The organism is Streptomyces sp. NPDC058683, assembly GCF_042716195.1.
In the GTDB taxonomy this organism is placed as follows: Bacteria; Actinomycetota; Actinomycetes; order Streptomycetales; family Streptomycetaceae; genus Streptomyces.
Window position 1 is genome coordinate 1 of record NZ_JBHXSK010000026.1, and the last position, 22,069, is coordinate 22,069.

The 22,069-nt window shown below is 72.1% G+C and carries 15 protein-coding genes; 7 read left to right on the forward strand and 8 right to left on the reverse strand.

Annotated features, from left to right (window positions below):
• Positions 1–69 precede the first annotated feature (69 nt).
• Entirely contained in the window at positions 70–2,967 is a 2,898-nt protein-coding gene (locus ACFWXC_RS27420; RefSeq protein WP_384482903.1) for an alpha-L-rhamnosidase, read from the reverse strand.
• 589 nt (positions 2,968–3,556) lie between these two features.
• Between ACFWXC_RS27420 and ACFWXC_RS27425 the strand changes: the two genes are divergently transcribed.
• Complete coding sequence (locus tag ACFWXC_RS27425; protein ID WP_384483050.1) at positions 3,557–5,179, forward strand: glycoside hydrolase family 76 protein; 1,623 nt, start codon at positions 3,557–3,559, stop codon at positions 5,177–5,179.
• Between the two features lie 30 nt (positions 5,180–5,209).
• Here ACFWXC_RS27425 and ACFWXC_RS27430 read toward each other — a convergent pair whose 3' ends face one another.
• From ACFWXC_RS27430 to ACFWXC_RS27445, 4 genes are read right to left on the reverse strand one after another with little or no spacing between them, the layout of a single operon-like run.
• The gene (locus ACFWXC_RS27430; protein ID WP_384482905.1) at positions 5,210–5,962 is read right to left on the reverse strand and encodes an FG-GAP repeat domain-containing protein; all 753 of its coding nucleotides are present in this window, start codon (positions 5,960–5,962) and stop codon (positions 5,210–5,212) included.
• 40 nt (positions 5,963–6,002) lie between these two features.
• A complete protein-coding gene (locus ACFWXC_RS27435; RefSeq protein WP_384482907.1) occupies positions 6,003–7,604 on the reverse strand; it encodes a Na+/H+ antiporter in 1,602 nt (533 codons plus the stop codon).
• Positions 7,605–7,635: 31 nt separating this feature from the next.
• The gene (locus ACFWXC_RS27440) at positions 7,636–9,027 is read right to left on the reverse strand and encodes an amidohydrolase family protein (protein ID WP_384482909.1); all 1,392 of its coding nucleotides are present in this window, start codon (positions 9,025–9,027) and stop codon (positions 7,636–7,638) included.
• A gap of 55 nt (positions 9,028–9,082) precedes the next feature.
• Positions 9,083–9,844, reverse strand: coding sequence for an Atu4866 domain-containing protein (locus tag ACFWXC_RS27445; RefSeq protein WP_384482911.1), 762 nt, complete (start codon positions 9,842–9,844; stop codon positions 9,083–9,085).
• 215 nt (positions 9,845–10,059) lie between these two features.
• Between ACFWXC_RS27445 and ACFWXC_RS27450 the strand changes: the two genes are divergently transcribed.
• From ACFWXC_RS27450 to ACFWXC_RS27470, 5 genes are all read left to right on the forward strand, one after another.
• Positions 10,060–10,350 carry an Atu4866 domain-containing protein gene (locus ACFWXC_RS27450; RefSeq protein ID WP_384483051.1) on the forward strand — a complete coding sequence of 97 codons (291 nt, stop codon included), beginning with the start codon at positions 10,060–10,062 and terminating at the stop codon, positions 10,348–10,350.
• A gap of 459 nt (positions 10,351–10,809) precedes the next feature.
• On the forward strand, positions 10,810–11,637 hold the full coding sequence (locus ACFWXC_RS27455; protein ID WP_384482913.1) for a hypothetical protein: 828 nt from the start codon (positions 10,810–10,812) through the stop codon (positions 11,635–11,637).
• 19 nt (positions 11,638–11,656) lie between these two features.
• The gene (locus tag ACFWXC_RS27460; RefSeq protein WP_384482914.1) at positions 11,657–13,834 is read left to right on the forward strand and encodes a hypothetical protein; all 2,178 of its coding nucleotides are present in this window, start codon (positions 11,657–11,659) and stop codon (positions 13,832–13,834) included.
• Between the two features lie 5 nt (positions 13,835–13,839).
• Positions 13,840–15,354, forward strand: a complete 1,515-nt coding sequence (locus tag ACFWXC_RS27465; RefSeq protein ID WP_384482916.1) for a hypothetical protein — start codon at positions 13,840–13,842, stop codon at positions 15,352–15,354.
• Positions 15,344–16,693: a DUF4407 domain-containing protein gene (locus ACFWXC_RS27470; protein WP_384482918.1), complete on the forward strand. Its 1,350-nt coding sequence runs from the start codon at positions 15,344–15,346 to the stop codon at positions 16,691–16,693. The genes ACFWXC_RS27465 and ACFWXC_RS27470 overlap by 11 nt, the downstream gene beginning before the upstream one ends.
• 23 nt (positions 16,694–16,716) lie before the next feature.
• On the opposite strand, the gene ACFWXC_RS27475 is transcribed toward ACFWXC_RS27470, so the two are convergent.
• Together ACFWXC_RS27475 and ACFWXC_RS27480 are read right to left on the reverse strand one after the other, a co-directional pair.
• Positions 16,717–17,484 carry a pirin family protein gene (locus ACFWXC_RS27475; protein WP_384482920.1) on the reverse strand — a complete coding sequence of 256 codons (768 nt, stop codon included), beginning with the start codon at positions 17,482–17,484 and terminating at the stop codon, positions 16,717–16,719.
• A 199-nt stretch (positions 17,485–17,683) separates the two neighbouring features.
• The gene (locus tag ACFWXC_RS27480) at positions 17,684–20,050 is read right to left on the reverse strand and encodes a SpoIIE family protein phosphatase (protein ID WP_384482922.1); all 2,367 of its coding nucleotides are present in this window, start codon (positions 20,048–20,050) and stop codon (positions 17,684–17,686) included.
• A 315-nt stretch (positions 20,051–20,365) separates the two neighbouring features.
• On the opposite strand from ACFWXC_RS27480, the gene ACFWXC_RS27485 reads away from it, so the two are divergent.
• Complete coding sequence (locus ACFWXC_RS27485) at positions 20,366–20,830, forward strand: DUF5709 domain-containing protein (RefSeq protein ID WP_384482924.1); 465 nt, start codon at positions 20,366–20,368, stop codon at positions 20,828–20,830.
• A 274-nt stretch (positions 20,831–21,104) separates the two neighbouring features.
• Here the strand turns inward: ACFWXC_RS27485 and ACFWXC_RS27490 are convergent, their stop codons facing one another.
• Positions 21,105–21,959, reverse strand: coding sequence for a LysR family transcriptional regulator (locus ACFWXC_RS27490; RefSeq protein WP_384482926.1), 855 nt, complete (start codon positions 21,957–21,959; stop codon positions 21,105–21,107).
• Between the last annotated feature and the right edge of the window lie 110 nt (positions 21,960–22,069).

The window sequence follows — 22,069 nt, forward strand, 5'->3', positions numbered from 1 at the left end:
GCCCGGTGCTGTTCTCCCCCGCCACGCCGCCATCGGTACTCGGGCGGGCTGCCGGAGGTGTCGTACCGCTCAGGGGGTGAGGTAGCAGCCCTTCCGGACACCCGGCAGCGGGTCCGTGGAGCCGAACGCCGCGGACGTGCAACCGGTGCCGCCGGTGAACGTCCGGTAGACGAAGGTGCCCCGGGCGCCGTAGGCCACGGTCCGCTGTCCGCCGAAGGCGCACGTCCCGGATTCGTCCGAGCAGTTCGTGGCGTAGCCGGCCGGGCCGCCGGTGGCGGTGTAGCAGGCTTTCGACTCGCCGGGGATCGGGTCGCCGAACGCAGCGTCGGTGCACGGGGTGTCGCCGGTGGCCTTGAGCGTGGTGAACGCTCCGAACGCGCCGTACATCACCGGCTGTCCGGCGGCGGCCGCGCACGTCCCGTTCTGGTCGGCGCACTTGGCCCAGCCGCCGGCCGGTGCTCCTGCGGACGGTAGGTAGCAGGACTTGGCCACGCCGTCGATCGGGTCGCCGAAGTGGGCGTTGGAGCAGGCGACGGAACCGTTGGTGACCTGGTGGACGAAGTTGCCGTTGCCGCCGTAGGCGACGTCGCGGTTGTAGCCGGGCACGGCGCAGGTGCCGCCCTCGGCCGCGCAGGCGGTGTATCCCGGCGGGCCGCCCGCGTCGGCGACGTAGCAGGACTTGACGAGATTCGGCGCCGGGTCGCCGCCGAAGGAGTCGCTGGTGCAGGCGGTGCTGTCGGTCACCGTCTTGTACGTGTACGTCCCGGCCCCGTAGGCCACCGAGCGGGTGCCGCTGAAGGAGCAGGTGGCGCCCTCGCCCGCGCACCGGGTGTAGCCCGCGCGCAGTGTGCCGGCGGTGGCCGGGTCGGCGGGCGCGGCCGGGTTGCCGAGGCCGGTGGCGGTCACGGTGTAGCCGCCCGGGGCGACGCCGGTGAGGTAGACGTAGGTGTCGTCCTGGCTCGCGCCGGTGATGCCGGCGGTGGGCGTGAAGGTGCCGTTGCTCCACACGACCGTGCCGTTCACGGACACCGAGATGTCGCCGCCGGATTTCGGGACGCCGATACGGCCGGTGGTGCCGGACGGGCTGGTCAGGTGCGCCGAGTAGGTGCCGGCGGCGGGGTCGCGGGACCAGGACGCCTCGACGGCCCCCTGGGGCAGGGTGATACGGCCCTCGGCGCTGGTCAGGTCGCCGGGGTGCGGGACGAAGCGGTAGGCGCCGGTCGCCGACTCGGGTGCGGTGCCGAGCACGTCGAAGGTGAGCGTGGAGGTGGGTGCGGAGGACCAGCCGTGGGCCAGGCTCATGAAGGAACCGCCGTAGGCGAGACCGCCGTCGGCCTTGATGCCCTCCCAGAAGGTGCTCTTGGTGCCGATGTCGGTGCTCAGCATGTGACCCCAGGTGCGGCGGATCTGGTCCAGGGCGGTGTAGTCGTCGTTCGCCGTGAAGCGGGCGTTGAGTTCCATGCCGCCCGCGAAGGGCGAGACGTTGCCGCCCCATTCGGGGGTGGTGGGGCCGTACGCGCCCCAGTTCTTCCCGAGCCCCGCGACGACGCTCCGCGCCTTGGTCGCGGAGTCGGTCAACCCGTACCAGACCGCGAGGGAGTTGCCGTCCTGCGGATACAGGCCGCTGGTGGGGTTGTCCTTGTACATGCCCTTCGAGGCGTCCCACAGACGGGAGTTGGCCGCCGCCTTGATCGCGTCCGCCTTGCCGTTCCAGCTCCCGGCGAGCGCGCTGTCGCCCTCGGCCGTGGCCAGGGTCGCGCCGCCCCTGAGCGCGGCGTACAGCAGCGCGTTGGCGGAGATGTTCTCACCGCCCTGACCGACCCGGGCCCAGTCCTGGGTGCGGGTCACGTTGAGCAGGCCGTTGCCGTCGATCTTGTTCGTGATGAAGGCCATCCCGCGCTTGTAGTCGGCCCACTCCGAGTCCAGCCACGTCCGGTCGGCGGTGTAGGTGTAGTACGTCGACGTCCCCAGCAGCGTCCAGGTGTGGTAAGTGTCCGAGCCGGTGAGGTTGAACGGCGGTCCCGACCAGGGGATTTCCCCTTCCGCCGACTGCGCGTCGTACATCGTGGTGAGCGCGTTGCGGGTGGAGGTGAGGTCGCCGGAGTACGCGTACTGCGTGGGTACGGCGATGCCCATGTCGCCGGGCCACACCGTGCGGTCGCGCTTGGCGCCGTCGACCAGGACGGAGTCACCCACCCCGACGGTGGCGCTGTTGTCCCACGCCGAGGCGGGCGGGGGCCAGGCGCGGCCCTGGTTCGAGGCGATCGTGTTGAGCTGGACGGTGTACGCCCCGGCGTACCAGATGCGGTTGAGCAGGTCGTCGCTGGAGTGGAAGTAGTTGGCGTAGTCGGCCGGGTTCGATTTCCCGGGCGCCGCGGTGAAGCCGAGGCTGACGCCCTTGAGGTCCACCCAGCCCGAGGTGTCGAGGAAAACCGTCAAGTAACGGAAGCCACCCCGGAGCTGGGCGGTCGGCACGGTGTAGGTGCCGTTGGCGGAGGCGGTGGCGTAGAGGGCGCCGTCCTCGCCGTCGCGGCCGCTGCTGCGGTCGCTGTTGTTGCCCGCGTACAGGGACGACTCGCTGAAGGCCAGGCCGACCCGTTGGCCGCCGTCGCTCACACTCCCGAAGGACAACGTTGTCACACCGCCGACCTCTTTGCCGAAGTCGAGGGTGATGGCCGACTGCGAGCCGGAGATCCGCGTCGCTTGTCCGCTCAGCACGTTCTGCGGGTTCGCGACGCTGCCGGACGTCCGGTGGACAGCGGTCGGCTTGAGGGTGCGGGAGGCCGGCGAGTAGTTCAGGGGGTCGACTGCCGCTGTCCGGACGCCCGTCGGGGTCTCCGTGGCGGACATCGGCGCGGCATCGGTGGAGGGGGCCGGGCCGGTGGCGAGCGCGGTGGCCGCGAGGACGGCGAGGCCGAGCAGGTGATGCCGGCCCGGCGGTCTGCTCAGTGGTGAGCGACGGCGCATGGAGACCTCCTGAGTGGGGGGTGCCTGGGGGACGCGCGTTCTGAAACGATTCAAAACCGTGCCGTACGAAGCCCTGTGCCTGCAGTGACAGCTGGATGCACGAGGAGCCTCGCCGAAGTTCCACCGATGATGGGCGTCCGGAAACGGGGTGTCAACCCGTCGAGGCCACCTCCCAACTGCCGTGGAACAGAGCCCCCTTGTGGCATTGACAGGCCCCCGCCAAGCCGGTTCACTGCCTCGCAGACAGGTATGGACCAGTGCTCGATTGCGGCCCGGCTCGACAAGAGCTCCCGGCCTCCGCCACGCGCGCCGACCGTCGTCCCCCATCGTGAAATCGAGGCGAGTTTTGGTGTCCTCACGCAGCTCAGACATCGTTGTCACACGACGCCTTCTCGGCATCCTGTCGGCGGCCGCGCTCGCGTTCGCCGCCCTGGTGCCGGCCGCGACGCCCGCGTCCGCCGCCACCCAGGTGTGCGTACTGGCCTGTGACACGCTCGACCCCTCGCAGGCCCGGCAGGAGACCTTCCCGGTACCGGACAAGGACCTCAACGGCCGCCGCCTGGAACTGCACGTGTCCGACGCGGACGACATGGCGTGGGCCAGCATCGACGACGGCGTGACCGGGGACTCGGTGTGGCTGGACCGCTCCTGGGACGGCGGCGCCACCTGGGAGGGACTGCTCGGCAAGGCGAGCGTCCCGGGCACCTGGACCGGCACCAGGACGCTGATGTACAACATCACCGACCCCCGCAACCACCGCCGGGGGCTGGTCCGGGCCTGCGGCGACGCGGCAGGAGTCGGCTGCACGAACTGGGTCTATCCCACCGTCTGCGACACCCTCTGCGACGGTACGAGCGCCGGCCAGGCGGCCGGCGACGACCAGCCGGTACCGTCCACCACCCTCTACGGCCGCACCATCCGGCTCCACGTCGACCAGCGGAACTCCATGGCCTGGGCGAGCATCGACACCGGTGGCCCCGGTGACGAGATCTGGCTCGACCGCTCCTGGGACGGCGGCTCGACCTGGCCGGACGGCTCCTCCCTCGGCCGTACCAGCACCCCGTCCGGAGCCACCGGCACCCGCACCGCGATGTACGCCACCCGCGACCCGCGCGGCCTCCTCCACGGCGGCGCGGTCCGCGCCTGCGGCCGGGAGGCGAGCCACAACGAGGGCAGCTGCACCGCGTGGGTCAGGCCCGCACCGACCAGGGCACGCGCGGCCGCGGACGCGCTGATGACGTCGTACGACCCCTACAACGGCTGGTGGCCGAGCAGTTGGTGGAACTCCGCCGCCACGCTGACCTCCCTCATCGACTTCGCGAAGACCACCGGCACGCACGACTACGACTGGGTCGTCGCGCGCACCTTCGACCAGAACAAGGGCGTCTTCGCGGCCGGGACGCGCAGTTCGGACGCGATCGAGGGGGACTTCATCAGCCGTTCCATCGACGACTCGGGCTGGTGGGCGATCGCCTGGATCGACGCGTACGACTACACCGGCGACTCCCGGTACCTCGACGAGGCCGTCACCATCGCGAACTACGTCCAGCAGTACTGGGACACCGGCACCTGCGGCGGTGGCGTGTGGTGGGACCGGGAGCGGACCTACAAGAACGCGGTGACCAACGGGCAGTACCTGTGGCTGACCACCGCGCTGCACCAGCGCATCCCTGGCGACACCGTGTGGCTCCAGCGGGCGAAGACGTCCGCCGCCTGGTACCGGGCCAGCGGGATGATCAACTCCTCGGGTCTGGTGAACGACGGCCTGACCTCGGCCTGCGCCAACAACGGCTCCACCGTGTGGAGTTACAACCAGGGGCTGGCCATCGGCGGCTTCACCGAACTGTGGAGGTCGACCGGTGACAGCTCGCTGCTCACCACCGCGCGGACCCTCGCCGATGCCGCGATCGCCAGCCCGGCGCTGACCTCCGGCGGAGTGCTCACCGAGTCCTGCGACGTCGGCTCGGCGTCCTGCGACGACAACCAGAAGCAGTTCAAGGGCATCTTCATGCGGAACCTCGCCGACCTGGCGGCCACCACCGGCGCGGCCACGTACCGGAGTTACGTCCAGAAGCAGGCGGACACCCTGTGGGCGCAGGACCGCACCTCCCTCAACGCCCTCGGTCAGCGCTGGGCCGGTACCAGCCCCAACCAGAGCGACTGGCGGACCCAGGCCAGTGCCCTCGGAGCACTCACCGCCGCCGCGGGCTGACGGCGGAACCGGCCGACACGGGCGGGCACTTCAGCCCTGGCCGCGAGCTCTCCCGCACTCCGGGTAGAACCTGGGCAGGCCCGAACGGGGCAGTTTGACCGGGCTTCGCTGATACGCGTAGACGGTGTACTTCGTGCTCGTGTCCCCGGTGGCGTCGGCCAGTCCCGTGCCCGCGCTGCCGAGGCGGGCCTCCGTCTGGTAGACGCCGTCGCCGGAGTAGGAGAACACGGCGAGGTCGGGGCGGGCGTCGTGGTCGTAGTCGGCCACGGCGACACCGCGTGTCTCGACAAGGTCGAGATGCCGGGTGCGTTGTCCCCGGCCGGAGGCCGAGAAGGGCCCGGACACCAGCTTGGCCACCGCCGGTTCGATCGGGTCGTCCCCCTGGTTCTGCCCGGTGGCCACCACGACCAGGTCGCTCCACCCGTCGCCGTCGAAGTCCGCCACCGCCCCGAGTACGTCCTTGTCTCCGGATCCGGAACCGCCGACCAGTTTCCGCACGCCGACCGGAGCGCCGTAGCCCGTCTTCTCGCCGAAGGCGATGGTCAGCCGGGCTCCGGTGCGGGACGGGTCGGAGACGCGGTCGGTACGGCCGTCGGCGTCGATGTCGGCCAGCAGATCTCCCGAGGACGCCAGGCACGACGTGACCCTGGGGCTGCCCGTGGGATGCGGCGGCGCCCCCGCGGCCGACTCGCCGCAGGCCGTGAGCAGGGCTGCGACGGTGGCCCAGACGGCCGCCTGGCCGAGCGGCCGTCGGTGTCGCTTCGGGCGGATCGTTGTTCGCATGACGGTGACGGATGCCTTTCGTGGGACGGAGGAGAGGCTCTCATGGGCGCGCGGACTCGTCCGGGGTGGGCGACGATGCCGCCGCCGAGGGACTCGCCCTGCCCCGCAGCCGGACCTCCTCCACGTCGAGCATGTGCTGGACGGTACGCAGGACGATGTCGTCGACACGGCCGGCGTCGCGCAGGTCCGTGAGCGTGTCCCGTTTGACCTGGAGCAGGGCGAGTTCGAGTCGCCGCACGCTCTCCCGGCGGCGCGCGGTGCCGGGAGCGGGGGCCGTGCGGTCCTCGATGTCCTGGACCATGCGCAGGGTGTCCCCTTCGGAGACCCCGAACCGCCGCGCCAGCTCCGGCAGGGCGTCCAGCGCGGCGCTGCTCATACGGCAGCGGGCGAGGGCGAGTTCCGCGGTCTTGTCGGTGTCCTCGGGGAAGCGGGCCCCGCGGACCACGGCCGGCAGGGTGGGACCGAGGACCGCGAGGGTGACGACGATGACGACGGTCGTGAGGAACACCACGGCGTCACGCTGCCCGACGGGCTGCCCCTCGGCGGTCGTGGCGGGCACGGTCAGCGCCGCGGCCAGCGAGATGGCGCCCCGCATCCCGGCCCACGCCAGCGGCAGTCGCCGGCGTCCGGTGATACGGCGGTCGCGCTGCCGGGGACGCCGGTCCAGGAGCCTGACCAGATAGGGGATCGAGTAGAACCACGCGATCCGGGTCCCGATCACGGCGACGCTCACGGCGACAGCGGCGAGCGTCGCCTGCGCCAGGGAGACGGACGTCAACGCGCGGACCGCGGCGGGGAGCTGGATGCCTACGAGGACGAACAGCGCGCTGTTGAGCAGATAGCTGGCCACTTCCCAGAAGGCGACGGCCTGGATACGGGCGTCGGAACCGATGACACGAGGGCCGAACCGGGTGGTCACCAGGCCGCAGGTGACGACGGCGAGGACACCGGACACCTGCACGAGTTCGGCGGGCAGGTACGCCAGGAACGGGGTGGCGACGCTCAGCACGCTGTGCAGCAGCGGTTCGGGCAGCCGGCGCCTGACCGGGATCAGGAGCAGGGCGACCGCGCCGCCTACCAGGACTCCGCCGGCGTAGGACCCGGCGAAGGCGACCGCCGTGCCGGACCAGGAGAAGGGGCGCTCGTCGGTGACGACGTCGACGGCCACGGCCAGCAGGACCAGCGCGGTGCCGTCGTTCAGCAGGCTCTCGGTGCGCAGCACGGTCAGGATACGGCGCGGCATGGCCCGGGCGACGGCGGCGACGGCCGCGGCGTCGGTCGGGGCCAGGACGGCACCGAGGACGAAGGCGACGGGCCAGCCGTAGCCCAGCGCATGGGCCACGGCCGCGACGGCGACGGCCGTTGCCAGGACCAGCCCGGTCGACTGGAGGACGATGCTGCGGAAGTTGTCCCGGATCTCGCGCACCGAGGAGGTGAGCGCCTCCCAGTACAGCAGGGCGGGCAGAAAGAGGAACAGGACGACCTCGGGGGACAGGGCGAACGACGCGAAGGGCGGTGTCAGTCCCACGAGGCAGCCCGCGCCGAGCAGCAGAAGCGGTTCGCTCAGGCCCGTACGACGCGACAGCCAGCCCATCAGGAGGACACCGACGGCGACGACGGCGATCAGTTCCAGGCTTGCCATGGCGGAGTCCTCAGGGGATGGGGAAGTACGTTCAGGCTGCCGGGGTGTTCAGTACGTACTCGCGCGAGGCGTGCACCTCGCCGCGCAGGGCGGTCAGGTCGACGTCGAGGACCTGTCCGTCCCACTTGCGGGGTTCGCCGTTGATGAGGACGGCGCTGATGTTGCGGGCGTCGGAGCCCAGCACGATCGTGCCGATCGGGTCGTTGAGCGGCATGTTGTTGAGGTCCTCGGCCCGGATGACCAGGAGGTCCGCCTTCTTGCCCGGGGTGAGTGAACCGGTCACGTCCGCCAGGCCGTTGGTGCGGGCGCCCTGGAGGGTGGCGAAGTCGAGGACGTCGTGGGTGGTGATCCGGGAGGGCTGACGGTCGGTGCCGTAGGCGGCGTTGACCGCGCGCATCCGCTGGATGGCGTGCAGGGCCCGCATCTGGGTGAACATGTCGCCGGCCAGGGCGACTTCGACGTCGATGCTCAGTCCGGGGCGGATGCCGACGGACAGTGCCTCGTCGACGGCGGGGATCGCGGTCTCCAGGCCGATCTGGGCGTCGGAGGTCGGCGCGAGGGCCACGGTGGTGCCGGACCCGCCCATCGCCCGCCACGCCTCGGGGGTCAGCCCGGTGGCGTGGATGAGGGTCACGTCGGGGCCGAGGATGCCGTCCTTGGCCCAGCGCAGGACCGCGTCGGAGGAGGCGGTGCCGAAGACGGCGTCCACGCTCACCCCGATGCCCAGCTCCGCGGCGACACGGGCGAGTTCGGGGCCGTAGGCGAGCGCGGGTCCGGCGATCTCGTCGGTGGCCAGGGTCGCCAGGCGCAGCGTGAGCAACTGGTCGTCGCTGCTGAAGTACTGGCTCTTGAGCCGGGCGAGGTCGCCCGGCCACTGCCGGTCCCAGTCGCCGAAGTGCGGGCCCATGGAGGCGTGCACGCCGCGGATGCCGGTGTCGCGCAGGGCCTCGACGGCGGCGTCGGAGTGCTCGCGGGTACGGGAGTTGTGGGAGAAGTCGAGCATGGTCGTGATGCCGCTGTCGATCGCGGTCAGGGCCGCCAGCCTGGTGCCGGTGTACATGTCCTGGGGCCGGTAGACCGTGGCGTAGCCGGCCAGGGTGGCCATGACGTAGCCGCCGAGGTCGTCGACGTCCGGCATGATCCGGCGCAGCTGCGCCTCCCAGGCGTGCCGGTGCGTGTCGACGAAACCCGGGGCGAGGACCGTGCCGGTGGCGTCGACGGCCACGGCGTCCGGCGCGTCGAGGCGGGGGCCGACGGCGGCGATCGTGTCGCCCTCGACGAGGAGGTCGCCGCCGTCGACGACACCGAGGCCGGGGTCCATGGTGACGACGGTCGCACCGGTGAACAGGATGCGCCGCCGGTCGGCGGGCCGCCGCCGGAGCTCTTCGAGTACGGCGGGGCTGGTGGTGTCGTTGAGGTTCATGAGGGCTCTTCTTTCGGTACGGCGGAGGAACGCGGACGGGGAACGGAGAGGGGTGTCAGCCGAGCTTCATGACGTAGCCCGCGTGGTGGAGTTCGTCGCCCTGGAACGCGCCGTAGGCCCAGAAGCCGAGGTCGTCCAGGTAGTCGATGCGATCGCCGTCGATCCAGTAGCGGCCCTGGTAGGCGTGCGGGCGCCCGCCCCGGGTCTCGTCGTAGCGGCCGTCGGCGGTGAGCTCCTGGTGCAGGAAGTCGTTCCGGTCGATCCAGACACCGACGCGCGGGTTGCCGGTCAGGTCCTCCGCGTCCGGGATGCCCGTCTCGGGTGCGGCGGCCCGGCCGGGGACGTCGGCGCCGGCCCACAGCACCGGCCGGCCCGCCGAGACGAGTGCGCGGACCTGCTCCGGCCGGGACAGGAGCGTGGCCACCGCGCTCGGCACGTCGTCGGCGAGTTCGTCGGGCACCACCAGGAAGTCGGTGGTGTTGCCCGGGGTCAGCGTCGCGACGTACTCCGAGCGGCTGCCGCGGCCGCCGGCCAGCGCGACGGTGTCCACGACGGCGGGGACGACGGTCGTACCGGTGCCGTCGACGACGATGGCGTTGTCGTCCCCGGCCGCGGTGACGATGCCGGGGCCGACACCCACGATCAGCGAGCCGACGAACAGGATGTCGGCGCCGACCATGGCCCCGATCAACGGGTCCATCGTCAGGATCCGGGCATTCGTGAACAGGACGGGGCGCCCCTCGTCGTCCGAGAGGATCTCGTCGAGGGCCTCGGGGTTCCAGTTCACGGTGCCGGTGTCGATGTCGGTGATGGTCATTGCGTGCTCCTCGGGGCGAGTGTCCGGCGGCCACGGCAGCCGCCTGACCATCAGGTTCGTGGCGTGGCGGCGCCGGAACCAGGCCGCTCTGTCCCTAGGTGCCCGGCACCCACCATCCGGCCGGCCCGCGATGCTGGGTGCGCGGCACCCAGGAGGCCCTCACCTGGGGAGACGGCGGCCTGGTCGCCACCGCCCGCCGGGCCGATCGTGGAGACATGACCAGCGACGACACGCCCCGCGACCCGCACCCGTACGTCGGGATGTGGGTGACCGCCGACGGATTCATCCGCCAGGAACTGCTGCCGAACGGCCGCTACGACGAGGCCCGCGGCAATCGCCCGAGCGCCTACACCGGCAGCTACACCGTCACCGGCAGCCACCTCGACTACGTCGACGACACCGGCTTCACCGCCACCGGCGACGTCCGCGACGGCGTTCTCCACCACGAGCACCTGGTGCTGTACCGCGAGGGCGACGAGCATGCCCGCCGGGAGAACCGACCATGACCAGGACCCATGGGCCGGCAACGGCCTCAGCCACCTCGTCCGGAAGGCGCTGCGCGAGCTGCGTGCGGAGGGACTGCTGACGACCGGCTACGCCGCGACCGTCCTACGCGACCTGCCGCGGCTCGGGGCACTGGGGGACCTGGCGCCCGAGGGGCGAGCGGACGGTGTCCGGGACGGAACGGAACCCGGGACCTCCGCGGGATCCGGGCGCATGACCTCTTCCTGTGCTGCTTCGGCCTTCCGGACCCAGCCGTAACTCGGGGCTTCCACCGTGAGTTCCCGTAACTTCCCGCATCCCGTATTTCGACGGGGTTCGCGGCGCGCGGGGCGTGTACCACTGGCCTACCGGCGTCCGCCTGTGGGGGAGCGGACGTCGGCTTGTACCGTAGCGCGCCCCTCACTGCTCATGGTCCGTCGACGCATGAGTGCGCTGTCACCGAGTGAGCGGGGATTGTGATCATGCAAACGTTCTGGCGCCGACCGCTGCTGGCGGTCGACGCGAAAGGGTACGGCGGCGTCGACGCGGTGACGCAGCGGCAGCTTCAGGAGGCCATCGGGCGGCTGCTGGGCGAGTCGGCCGCGGCGGTCGGCCTGGACTGGGAGCGCTGGCAGCTCCAGGAGGGCGGCGACTCGGTGTTCGCGGTGCTCCCGGAGGGGGCGTCCGAGCCCGACCTCGTCGACCCGTTCATGCGCCGGCTCGACGCCGGGCTGCGCGCCTTCAACCACGGACGCATGCGGGAGTCGTGGCTGCGGCTGCGGGCTGCCGTGCACTTCGGTACGGCCTCGCCCGGCCCGATCGGCTTCGTCGGCCGGGCGCCCGTGGAGGTCGGACGCATGCTGGACAGCGCGGTGCTGAAGGCGGCCCTCGCGGCCGCGCCGGATGCCTGCCTCGCCGTCGCGGTGTCGCCGACCGTCTTCAACGAGGTGATCGCCCAGGCGTTCACGACCATCCGGACGGAGGAGTTCCGCGAGGTGCGGGTCGTGGAGAAGGAGCACAGCGGGCGGGCGTGGATCTGGGTGCCCGGGTACGACGCGGGCGCCCTCGACCTCGGGGCGGCCGCCGGTTCGGGAACGGCGGAGACGGCGGCCGGTTCGGAAGCGGCGGAGGCGGCTGCCGGTTCGGAGGCGGCAGGGAAGGCCCGTGCCGCGGAGGCGGTGAGTGCGGGGGGTGGTGAAGCTGTCGGCGCGCGCCCCCTGGATGCGCCAACTGCTCCCGGAGACACGGTGGTTCAGGTCTACACCGGAACCGTCCATGCTCAGGGGGCCGTCTTTGGGATCTCCAAGTGACCTTGAGTGACGGCTGAGGATGAACGAGGAACTGTGCGAAGAGGGCTCGCCGAGCGAGCCGAGCGAGCAGATGTCCCAGGACATCCCTGAGTCCGCGCCTTCGGGCGACCTCGACCCCGACCCAGAACCGGCACCGGCACCGGCACCGGCACCGCACTCCGAACCGGAGGCGGAACCGGCGAAGCAGGAGACGGCCCCCGAGGCCGAGGCCGGCCACAAGCCCACGTCCAAGAACCGTCCCGGCCAGGTTCACCAGAACAACGTCAACCAGTACTTCTACGGAGCCCTCGACGCCTCCGGCGCCCTCTTCGGCGTCGGCGCCGCCGACTCCGGCAACGCGCGCCGCCGTGCCGTCGGCCGCCTCGACGCGGGCGAAGCGGAAGCGCTCATCGGGTCGTATGTGAAGCCCGACTGCTTCGGGGAGGCCCTCCAGGCCCTGGAGGAGGCCGGGGTCGTGGTCCTCGTCGGCCCGCCCAGCACGGGCAAACGCTCCGGGGCGGTGGCGCTCGTGGACTCCGTGGCCGAGGGGTCGGACCACGTGGTGCTCTCCCCGGGGCGCAGTCTGGACGACCTGGCCGGCGGCCGGGTCGCCTTCGAACGGGGCGTCGGCTATGTCCTGCTCGACTGGATGGGCGAGGAGACGTCCGCGACGGCCGACTTCGACTGGCGGCGGGTCCGGGACACCGTGCGGGAGCAGGGCGCGTACCTGGTCGTCACCACCGTCCACCCGGCCGCCCGGGTCGAGTCCGTACGGTACGTGCCCTGGGTGCTGCCCGACCTCGCGGCCGTGCTGCGGGCCAGGCTCGCGAACGCGGGGTGCGACGCGGACGCCGTGCGGCGAGCCGTCGGCCTGATGCCCGGCGGGTGCAGGATCACCGAGGTCACCGCGGCCGCCGAGCGGATCGCGGGCGGTGCCCGGCCGGCCGAGGTCTGGCAGGAGTACGGCAGCAGCGCGGCCCAGCCGGTGCGCGGCTGGTTCGAGCTGGACCGTACGCCGCAGGAGTGGGCCGAGCTGACCACGCTGGCCTTCGTCACCGGCGCGGGCTACCGCGAGGTCGAGACCTGCCAGGAGCGGCTGGAGCACTGGCTGGAGCCGGCCTTTCCGCCGCCGTTCACCGAGGAGGACAGGGCCGAGGCGGCGCGCCGCGTCGTGGACCGTCGGCAGTCGTTGACCCGTAACGCCCTGATCACCGCGGAGGAGCGCAAGGACGGCGCGCTCACCCGCACCGCGCTGGTCTTTCCGCAGCCCCAGTACCGGCAGTGGGTGCTGGAGGAGCTGTGGACCAGGCGCTCGACGCTGTTCTGGGACGGTGTCCGGGACTGGCTGACGGAACTCGTGTCCGGCCGGCCGAGTCTCGCCCTCCAGCTGTCCGTGGCACAGGGTCTCGCCCTGCTCGCCCGGCCCGCTTTCGACGAGGTGGCCGACAACTACCTCCACGCGTGGGCGGCCGGAACGGCCGGCCGCTCCGGCCAGTCCACGGCGAACCTGGTGCTCCAGTGCATGTGCCTGGAGGAGAACCTCGCCGCCACCGCCCTCGGCATCGCCCGCGGCTGGGCCCGCTCGGTCAGTCCCGCGCTCCGGTCGACGGCCACGGCGGCCTTCAGCGGGGCGCTCGGCGTGCTCTTCCCCACGGACGCCGTGCACGGCCTGCTCCAGCTGATGGCGCGGCGTGACGGCCGGCCCGTGGAGACGGCCTACGCGCTGGCCGGGCTGGTCGCGGTGCTCGCCGAGTGCGGCGAGGACACCGGCGCGGTGTTCCGGCCGCTCGCCTACCGGCTGCGGGTCGAGCGCGAGACCCGCACCGGACGGCTCAACGACCACACCCTCGACAGCGTGCTCACCGTCCTGCGGGCGCGGGACGCCCGCACCCGCCGACTGGTGTGCGCCACGCTGCTGCAGAACGATCCGCGCCAGACGGACCGGCTCGGCCAGCTGTGGGCGGGCGTCCTGGAGAACCTGCCCCGCCGGAGACGGGCGTTGCTCAGCCTGTACGCCACCCTGTGCCAGCTCCCCGCCGTGTCGCAGGAGCCGAAGACGGTGGCCGAGCGTTTCGGCCGGGCGGTCGGCGCGGCGCTGGCGCCCGGCGAGCGGCCCAAACTGTCCACGGCCCTGCGGCAGGCCGCCGTACCGCCCGTGGAGCCGGACGAAGAACTGATCGACCTCTTCCTTACCGCTGTACTGAGCACGGAGGACTGACACTCATGGCTGAGAATTATCCGCTCGTCGAGCAGCGGGAGTACGGACGGCCGGAGAAGCGCGGCGGCATCCTGAAGAAGCGTGCCCGGCGCGCGGAGGGCGACCTGCCGAGGATCGCCGCCCACCAGGTGCGGGTGTTCAGGGTGGGCGAGGAGTACGTGGAGGACCACGGACAGCTGCGCGCCGACGACCCGCTGGTGGTCTCGGCCAGCTCGGTCACGGTCGTCGACCAGCGGGCCGACGTGCCCGTGGTCGTGGAGACCCGGATCCCCTCCGCGCAGGCGGGCGAGTTCACCGTACGGGTGACGTACTTCAGCAACGTCGTCGACCCGTGCGCGGTCGTGCGGGACGGCGTCACGGAGGTGGAGGCGCTGCTGCTCGCGCAGTTGCTGGCGGTGCCCGGGCTCACCGAGGACGGCAGCGACCTGCCGATCGTGGAGTCCGCGTCGGTGCGCAGCCGCATCGACGCCCGGCTGACCGCGTACCACGAGATGCGGCCGGCCGAGGTGTCCGGCCTCAAGGTGCGCTGCGGGCAGGTGGAGGTCCGTACCCCGGAGGAACAGGCCGCGCACCTCACCGAGATGGAGCACGCCGACCTGGTCCAGGAGGCCGCCCTGCGGCGGGAGATCCTGGGCGCGGAGCTGGCGCTGAAGCAGGAGGAGCTGCGCTCCCTGAAGGCCGAGCGGGAGGCGCGCAACGCGCACGCGCTGGCGATGATGGAGGAGGAGAACCGGCAGCGGCGGGACTCGCTGATCAGCCGGTTCAGGCGGTCCTCGGAGTCCGAGGAGCAGGAGCACGACCTCACGCTGCGTGGCCAGCGCAACCGTTCGACCCGCGCGGAGATCCAGGAGGACATCAGCCTGCTCGGCACCGACCCGCTCGGCGCGGCCTACCTGGCCTTCCGCAGCGGTGAGATCAGCGCCGATGAACTCTCCAGGCGCCTGCACGAGGCCGAGCGGGACCGGCTCGGGCGCTCGGAGGAATGGACCCGCGAGGACCGCGAGTACGACATGCGGCGGCAGGCCGTGCGGCGGGAGGAGGAGCACTGGCGCGTCGAACGCGCCGACACGCAGCAGCAGCTCGACCGTGTGGACCAGCGCGAGGACGCCGCCGCCCAGCGCGCCGAGGACGCCCGGCGCTGGAACCTCGAGCACAAGGACCAGCAAATCAAGCACGAGGAGGGCCGCGTGGACGCCCAGCGCTGGGAGCGCGACGAGCGCGAGTGGGCCAAGCAGCAGCTGGCGGTCCGCGCCGACCTGTACAAACAGGGCATCGCCCGAGGGCTGTTCGACAGTACCGGGTACGACCCCGGCACGCTCATCAACAGCGTCGGGAACGTCAACAGCCCGGGCCGGCCCTCGCGCGAGGGCGCGGTGGAGGCCGAGGTCCAGGGCGAGCTGAACGACGGCTCCCGGGCCGCGGACGAGGGCACGGCCGCCGCCGGGCGGGACACCGACGATGCCGAGGACGCCGTAATGGACTTCGGCGGCACCGACCAGGAGGCCAGCCTTGTCGACTGACACCCCGCTCCGCCCGGCCGACTCGGCTTCTTTCGGCGGCCACGGGGACGCCGGATCCGAGCGCCGCCCGGTGGCGCCCGTCGGCGGCCTAGCGGCCCGGCTGCGCAGGCTGATCGGCGTCGACGAGGGGCTGCTGGCCTGGGTTCCGGAGGACCGCCCGCGCTACACCCGGTACGGGGCGCTGGTGTTCAACACCGCTCTGGTGGGGTCGGTCTCGATGGCTCTGGCCCTCACCAGCTTCCGCTCCGACCTGCCGGGCACAGCCGTGGTCCTGGCTGCCCTGATCTGGTTCTGGGTGGTCCTCACGCTCGACAGCTGGCTGGTGTCCAGCACCCACGGCACCTCGGTCAAGAGGTGGACTTTGATGCTCCGCTTCCTTCTGTCGATCCTCCTCGGCCTGTTCATCGCCGAACCGATCCTCTTCCAGATCTTCGACAAGGAGATCCGCCAGGAGATCGCCGTCGGCAACGAGCAGTCGGTCGCGGACTACCGGGGCATGCTCGTCTCCTGCAACCCCACCGACGGCGCCTCCACCAGCGACCGGGCGGAGTGCGGCCGCTACCAGCTGAAGGTGGTGGGATCGCCCGCCGAACTCGCCCGCCAGATCAAGACCGGCACCGCCCGCGCCGCCACCCTGAAAGCCCAGGTCGACGAGTTGTCCAGGGAGCACGACGCCAAGCTGGCCACCGAGCAGCGCCTGTGCGGACCGAAGTACTGGATCTGGACGGCCAACGGCCGGGACGTCACCATCACCTGCAAGCGGGCCCGCACGGCCACCGCCGCCGCGGCCACCGAACTCGCCCCGTACCAGAGGCAGTTGAAGGAGATGACGGCCAAGGGGCAGACCCTGGCCGCCGAGCAGGACAACGCCGCCAACGCCTACCAGCCGAAGCTCCAGCGGGCCATCGACGCCAAGACCGCGCAGCGCGCCGCCGCCCTGGACACCGACGGCATCCTCACCCGCGCGCACGGCCTCAAGGAGGTCGCCGAGTCGGACGGCTTCGCGCTCTTCCTCACTGTCGTCCTGCACCTGCTGCTCGTGTGCTTCGACGCGATGCCCGTCCTGGCCAAGCTCATGAGCGGCGCGACGGCGTACGACAGGATGCTCGGCAGGCGCTTCGAGACGAGCCAGCGGCTGTACGCGGACGAACTCCAGGTGCAGCACGCCTGTGCGCGGATGGAGCACGAGGCGCAGCGGTACCGGGTGGAACAGGACACCAAGGACCGGATGCGGCGGGTGCAGCGCCGCTACCAGCGGGCCGAGGCGGAGTACGCGGCCGAGGAGCGCGCCGAACTGGAGGCCCGTATGAACCGCATCCTGGCGGCCCGCAGGGCCTGAGCCCCCAGGGGGCGGTGGTGAGGTCACAGGGTGAGCGTGGCGTGCATCTCCCAGGCGAGGATCTCGGCGGGGGTGGTGGCGCTGACCCGGTGGCCGCCGGCGGCCGTGAAGCGTACCGCGTCGCCCTCGTCCAGAGTGCCGGTGCCTTCCAGGTCGACGGAACCGCGTGCGACGAACAGGTGCAGGTACGGGGCCTCGGGAAGGGTCACCTGCTGTCCCGGGCGCAGCCGTGCCGCGTGCAGTGCGGCGTGCCGGTTCTGGATCCGGATGGCACTGGCGTCCTGGTGCCTGTCCATGCCGGAGGCCACGGTGACCAGTCCGCCGGTCAGCAGTTCGGCGTCGATCTCGAGCTGTTCGTAGCCCGGGGTGACGCCGGCCTCGTCGGGTACGACCCACATCTGGACGAAGTGCACCGGGTCGGCGGGGCGTTCGCCGGTGGACCGGTAGGAGTCGTTCTTCTCCGAATGCAGGATGCCGGTGCCGGCGCTCATGCGCTGGGCCAGGCCGGGGTAGATCACGCCGGAGTGGCCGCTGGAGTCCTGGTGCACGAGGGAGCCCTGGAGAACCCAGGTGACGATCTCCATGTCCTGGTGCGGGTGCGTGTCGAATCCGGTGCCCGGTTGCACCAGATCCTCGTTGTTGACCAGCAGCACGCCGTGGTGCGTGTTGGCCGGGTCCGGCCGGTGGGTGCCGAGGGAGAAGGAGTGCCTGGAGTCGAGCCACGACAACCGGCTGGCCAGGCGCCTGCCGGCGCGTCGCACGTCCACCGTGGGAGTCAGCAGTGCGCTCATGGGGCGCTTCCTTTCACGCGGAGATCCCGCAATGTTCAACGTTCAACCTCTACGGTACTCCAGGATCGCGTGAATGTTCAACTGATCGGTGCTGGATTCGACGCGTTGTTGGTCATGGTGTTCCGGAACTCGCTTGACCATTGAAGTCATGAACCGGTCGCACCGATCGCACCGGTCACACAGGTCCCCGGACCGAGGGCTAGGGGATGGCCAGCTCCGCCCAGATGGTCTTTCCGGACGCGGTGTAGCGGGTGCCCCAGCGCTGGGACACCTGGGCGACCAGGAACAGGCCGCGGCCTCCTTCGTCGTCCCGGCGGGCGCGTCGCAGGTGAGGTGCCGTGTGTGCGTTGTCGGAGACCTCGCAGAGCAGGCTGCGGTCCTTGATCAGCCGTAGCATCACCGGACCGGTGGCGTACCGGATGCTGTTGGTGACCAGCTCGCTCACCACCAGCGCGGCGGTGAAGGACAGTTCGGCCAGGCCCCAGGTCTCCAGCTGGCGCTCGGTGTCCGTGCGGGCGTTCGCCACCATGGCCGGCTCGGGCGGCAGTCGCAGGTCCGCCACGCGGTCGGTGCCGAGCCGCCGGGTGCGCACGAGCAGCAGCGTGGCGTCGTCGGCCTGGGGCCCGGGCGGCAGGGTCGACATCGCCCGGTCGCAGAGTTCCTCCAGCGGGCAGCGCTGCCAGGTGAGCACGTGGGCGAGGCGGTCGATCCCGCTGTCGATGTCGGTGCGCCGGTCCTCCACGACACCGTCGGTGAAGAGCGCCATCACACTGCCGGCGGACAGGCTCAGCTCGACGTTCTCGTACGGCAGGCTGTCCAGCCCCAGGGGCGGGCCCGGCGCCTGCGAGGACAGGACCACCCTGCCGCCGGCGTCGGCCACGATCGGCGGGGGATGGCCCGCGCTCGCCCAGACGCAGCGGCCGCCGACCGGGTCGTAGATCGCGTAGAGGCAGGTCACCCCGAGCGCCTTGTCGCTCAGCCCGTCGGCCGCGTCGGGCTCCGCGTCCTGCGCGACCAGGCCGTCCAGCCGGGTGAGCAACTCGGCCGGATCCAGGTCCAGCAGCGCCAGGGTCCGCACGGTGGCGCGCAGCCGGCCCATGGTCGCGGCCGCGTGCACACCGTGGCCGACCACGTCGCCGACGGTCAGCCCCACCCTGGCACCGGAGAGCGGGATCAGGTCGAACCAGTCCCCGCCCACCCCCACCCGGCTGTCGGCGGGCAGGTAGCGGTACGCCACCTCGACCGCGCTCTGCTCGGGCAGATGCTGCGGCAGCAGGCTTCGCTGCAGCACCAGGGCCGCCGCGTGCTGGCTGGTGTAACGGCGGGCGTTGTCGATGCCGACGGCGGCCCGCTCGGCCAGCTCCACCGCAAGGGTCTGCTCCTCGGGCCCGAAGGGGTCGGGGTTGTTGCCGCGCCGGAAGGTGGCGAGGCCCAGGACCGCGTCGCGGGCGAGCAGCGGGACGAAGAGGTCGGAGCCGCGGCCGGCCGGGAACCCTTCCCCCGGCGACGGGGCGGCATCGACGACGGGTCGGCTGGTGGCCAGGCTCAGGGCCTGCGGTGACGACGGCGGATAGGAGACCGGACTGGTCCGGAACTCCTCCGGGGTACGGCCGTGCATCCGCAGCAGACTGTGCCCCGGCGCGGAACCGGTCGGCGGCTGCCGTCCCTCGATGACCGCCGGCGGCAGATCCACCAGCACCTCGTCGGCCAGCTGGGGCACCGCCACGTCGGCCAGCTCCGCGGCCGTACGCCGCACGTCCAGCGAGGCGCCGATGCGCTTGCCCGCCCGTACCAGCAGCGACAGCCGTTCCTGGGCGCGGTAGCGGTCGGTGATGTCCAGGGATTCCTCGAAGAGCCCCAGCGGTTCGCCCCTGGCGTCCACCAGCCGGTAGTACGAGCAGGACCAGACGTGCTCGCGCACCGGGTCGACGGGAGCGCGCCCGCGATAGTGCATGCCGAGGACCGGTTCGCCCGTCTTGAGCACCTGCTCCATCACCTGGTCCTCGTCCGGGGGGTGATGGCGGGAGATGAACTCGCCCTCGGGAAAGAGATCCGCGGCGGGCCGGCCGACGTACTGGGCGACGCCCGCCAGCTCCTGGTCGGTGGAGACGTTTCCCCAGACGACGCGCATGTCCGTGTCGTAGATGGTCAGGCCCACGGAGGACTCGGTCGCCAGTCCCTGCAACATCGCCAGCTGTGCCTCCCAGCCGCGCAGGGCCGCCAGGTCGGCCGCGACCACGACGGTCGCGGCGACGCCCTGGTGGGTGAGCGGAGCGAACGTCACAGCGGCGCGCAGGGTGTGTCCGTCCCGGCAGCGGAGGTCCAGGACCGTGCTGCGGGGCCGGTGCGTGGTGCAGAGAGCGGACAGCCGAGTCCCTGGGGTCGTCGCCAGCAGCCGCTCGGCCGGCCGGCCGAGCACCTCCTCCGGCGGATGTCCGAGGAGACGCTGGGCCGAGGTGCTCCACCCGGAGATACGGCCTTCCGCGTCCAGCACCGCGGCAGCGGCCTTGGTGAGATCCAGAGGACTGTGGAATTCGACGTTGGCAGCATCCGGAAAACGATCCATGGCACCGCTTCCCTTCGTGCTCCCTCAGCATCCCGTGCCACACGACAGACGACAACCGCACAGGTCGGCGCTGCCGGTTCGGGTGGGGTGGGCGCGTCGCGCCGTGTTGTCCGGCCGGTCGGCCGCGGCGGCCGACCGCCGGGGTTCTCACCGGTCCCTCCCACTTCGGCCGGGCCTTCCGGGACCCGTACGGCGGGTCATCGGCGCAGCGGCGGCGGGCGGCCGCCGAGAACGCCCCCGGACCTCCGCCCGACCTCCTAACCTTTCCGATGACGGCCGGATCGAACAGATGGCCCGAGCGACGATGGAGCACGTATGACCGACGAGGCGATGGGTGACGACGTCTACCAGCCGGACGGTTCGGAGGTGCAGGACGACGCGGGTCTGCTGGACGCGTCGGACACCCTGGACTACCGGGCCGGCGAGGAGGCCCTGGACGAGGGCTACTCGCCGCCGGAGCGGCCCTGGGCCGTGGAGCACACGGGCGTCACGGCGGCGGAGGGACAGCGCGGGGAGACCCTCGACGAGCGGCTCGCCGAGGAGGTGCCGGACATCGCCGTCCTGGAGGGCGACGACATCGGTGACGCCTTGGACACGGACGGCGAACTCCTCGACGACGAGGTCGGCGACGGCCGCGCCGGTCGGCTCGTCGCACCGGACGAGGGCGCCCACGAGAACACCGAGACCGACCTGTTCGCCTCCGACCGCGGCCTGGACGGCGCCGGGGCGTCGGCGGAGGAGGCCGCGATGCACGTGATCCCCGACGCGGACACCTTCTGACGGCTTCCGCACCTCCGGCCACCTCGCGGCACCGAACCCGCCGCGAGGTGGTGCCGGTGCCCCGTGGTGCCGGTGCCCCGTGGGGCCGAAGGCCGGTATCCGGCCGGTGTCCTGCGGGCGGCGCCGAGGTACCGCGTGTGCGTGGCGCCGGTCTCCCGCGCTCGCCCCGTGCCGTGCACCCGCGCGCGCCGTGCCGTGGGTCCGCGCTCGCCGTGCCGCCGGGGGCGTCCGGGCTCGGGGAGCCGGCCCGCGATGCGCCGGCCGGAGTGCCGGATCAGGTCATGTGCCGCAGCAGTGCCGCGACGGCGGCCGGGGGCTCGCCGGGCGGGCGTACCACCATCACCTTCCAGCTCGGTGCGTGACGGGTGAAGCGGTAGGTGGTCAGGTCCGGGAAGCGGTGGGCGATGGTCGGCGGCATGATGCAGACGCCGAGGTCGTTACGGATCAGTTCGGACGCGGCCACGATGTCGTTGACCTCGAAGGTCGTGGCGCGTTCGACGCCGGCCGCCCGGAACGCGCGGTCGGCCGCGTCGCGGATCGCCCAGCCGGGGGTGAACTCCACCTGCGGCAGCTCGGCGATGTCGGCCAGGTCGACCGTGCCCTCGGGGCCGCTCGCGGTGAGGCTCCGGCGGGGCGAGGCCACCAGCACCATCTCCTCGTGGGACAGCAGTCTGGTCACCAGCCCGCGCTGCTGCTGGCGGTCCAGCGCCACCACCGCCAGGTCCACCGTGCCCTCCCGCAGTGCCTGCCGGAGGTCGATGACCGCGGCCTGCCGCAACCGCACCACCACCCGCGGGTGTTCCGACCGCAGCGCGGCCAGCGCATGGTGCAGGTTCGCCCAGACCCCCTGCATCGTGCCGACCGTCACCCGGCCGCGCAGCTCCCCCTTCGCCGCGTCGACGGCCTCGCGGGCCAGCTCGGCGGCGCGCAGTGCATGCCGTGCCGCCGGGACGAACGCCTCGCCGGCCGGGGTGAGCCCGACCCGGTGGGTGGTCCGGGTGAACAGCGGGGTGCCCAGCTCGCGTTCGAGTGCGCGGACCGTGCCGGAGACCGCGGACTGGACCACGTGCAGCCGCCGCGCAGCCGCCGTGAACCCGCCCGCGTCGGCCACCGCGACGACGACTTCCATCTGCCGTAGGTCCATCATCCGCTCCCACCGGCACAGCGCCCCGCTTCGGCGGGGCGGCGATCTTCGCTGCATCCTAGGCAGGCGCCGGCTCCCTCCGGCGCGGACCGGGG

Bases quoted from the DNA above. Each gene is read 5' to 3' on its own strand.
- ACFWXC_RS27420 (WP_384482903.1), bottom strand. From the start codon at position 2,967: ATGCGCCGTCGCTCACCACTGAGCAGACCGCCGGGCCGGCATCACCTG.
- ACFWXC_RS27425 (WP_384483050.1), top strand. From the start codon at position 3,557: ATGGCGTGGGCCAGCATCGACGACGGCGTGACCGGGGACTCGGTGTGG.
- ACFWXC_RS27430 (WP_384482905.1), bottom strand. From the start codon at position 5,962: ATGCGAACAACGATCCGCCCGAAGCGACACCGACGGCCGCTCGGCCAG.
- ACFWXC_RS27435 (WP_384482907.1), bottom strand. From the start codon at position 7,604: ATGGCAAGCCTGGAACTGATCGCCGTCGTCGCCGTCGGTGTCCTCCTG.
- ACFWXC_RS27440 (WP_384482909.1), bottom strand. From the start codon at position 9,027: ATGAACCTCAACGACACCACCAGCCCCGCCGTACTCGAAGAGCTCCGG.
- ACFWXC_RS27445 (WP_384482911.1), bottom strand. From the start codon at position 9,844: ATGACCATCACCGACATCGACACCGGCACCGTGAACTGGAACCCCGAG.
- ACFWXC_RS27450 (WP_384483051.1), top strand. From the start codon at position 10,060: ATGACCAGCGACGACACGCCCCGCGACCCGCACCCGTACGTCGGGATG.
- ACFWXC_RS27455 (WP_384482913.1), top strand. From the start codon at position 10,810: ATGCAAACGTTCTGGCGCCGACCGCTGCTGGCGGTCGACGCGAAAGGG.
- ACFWXC_RS27460 (WP_384482914.1), top strand. From the start codon at position 11,657: ATGAACGAGGAACTGTGCGAAGAGGGCTCGCCGAGCGAGCCGAGCGAG.
- ACFWXC_RS27465 (WP_384482916.1), top strand. From the start codon at position 13,840: ATGGCTGAGAATTATCCGCTCGTCGAGCAGCGGGAGTACGGACGGCCG.
- ACFWXC_RS27475 (WP_384482920.1), bottom strand. From the start codon at position 17,484: ATGAGCGCACTGCTGACTCCCACGGTGGACGTGCGACGCGCCGGCAGG.
- ACFWXC_RS27480 (WP_384482922.1), bottom strand. From the start codon at position 20,050: ATGGATCGTTTTCCGGATGCTGCCAACGTCGAATTCCACAGTCCTCTG.
- ACFWXC_RS27485 (WP_384482924.1), top strand. From the start codon at position 20,366: ATGACCGACGAGGCGATGGGTGACGACGTCTACCAGCCGGACGGTTCG.
- ACFWXC_RS27490 (WP_384482926.1), bottom strand. From the start codon at position 21,959: ATGGAAGTCGTCGTCGCGGTGGCCGACGCGGGCGGGTTCACGGCGGCT.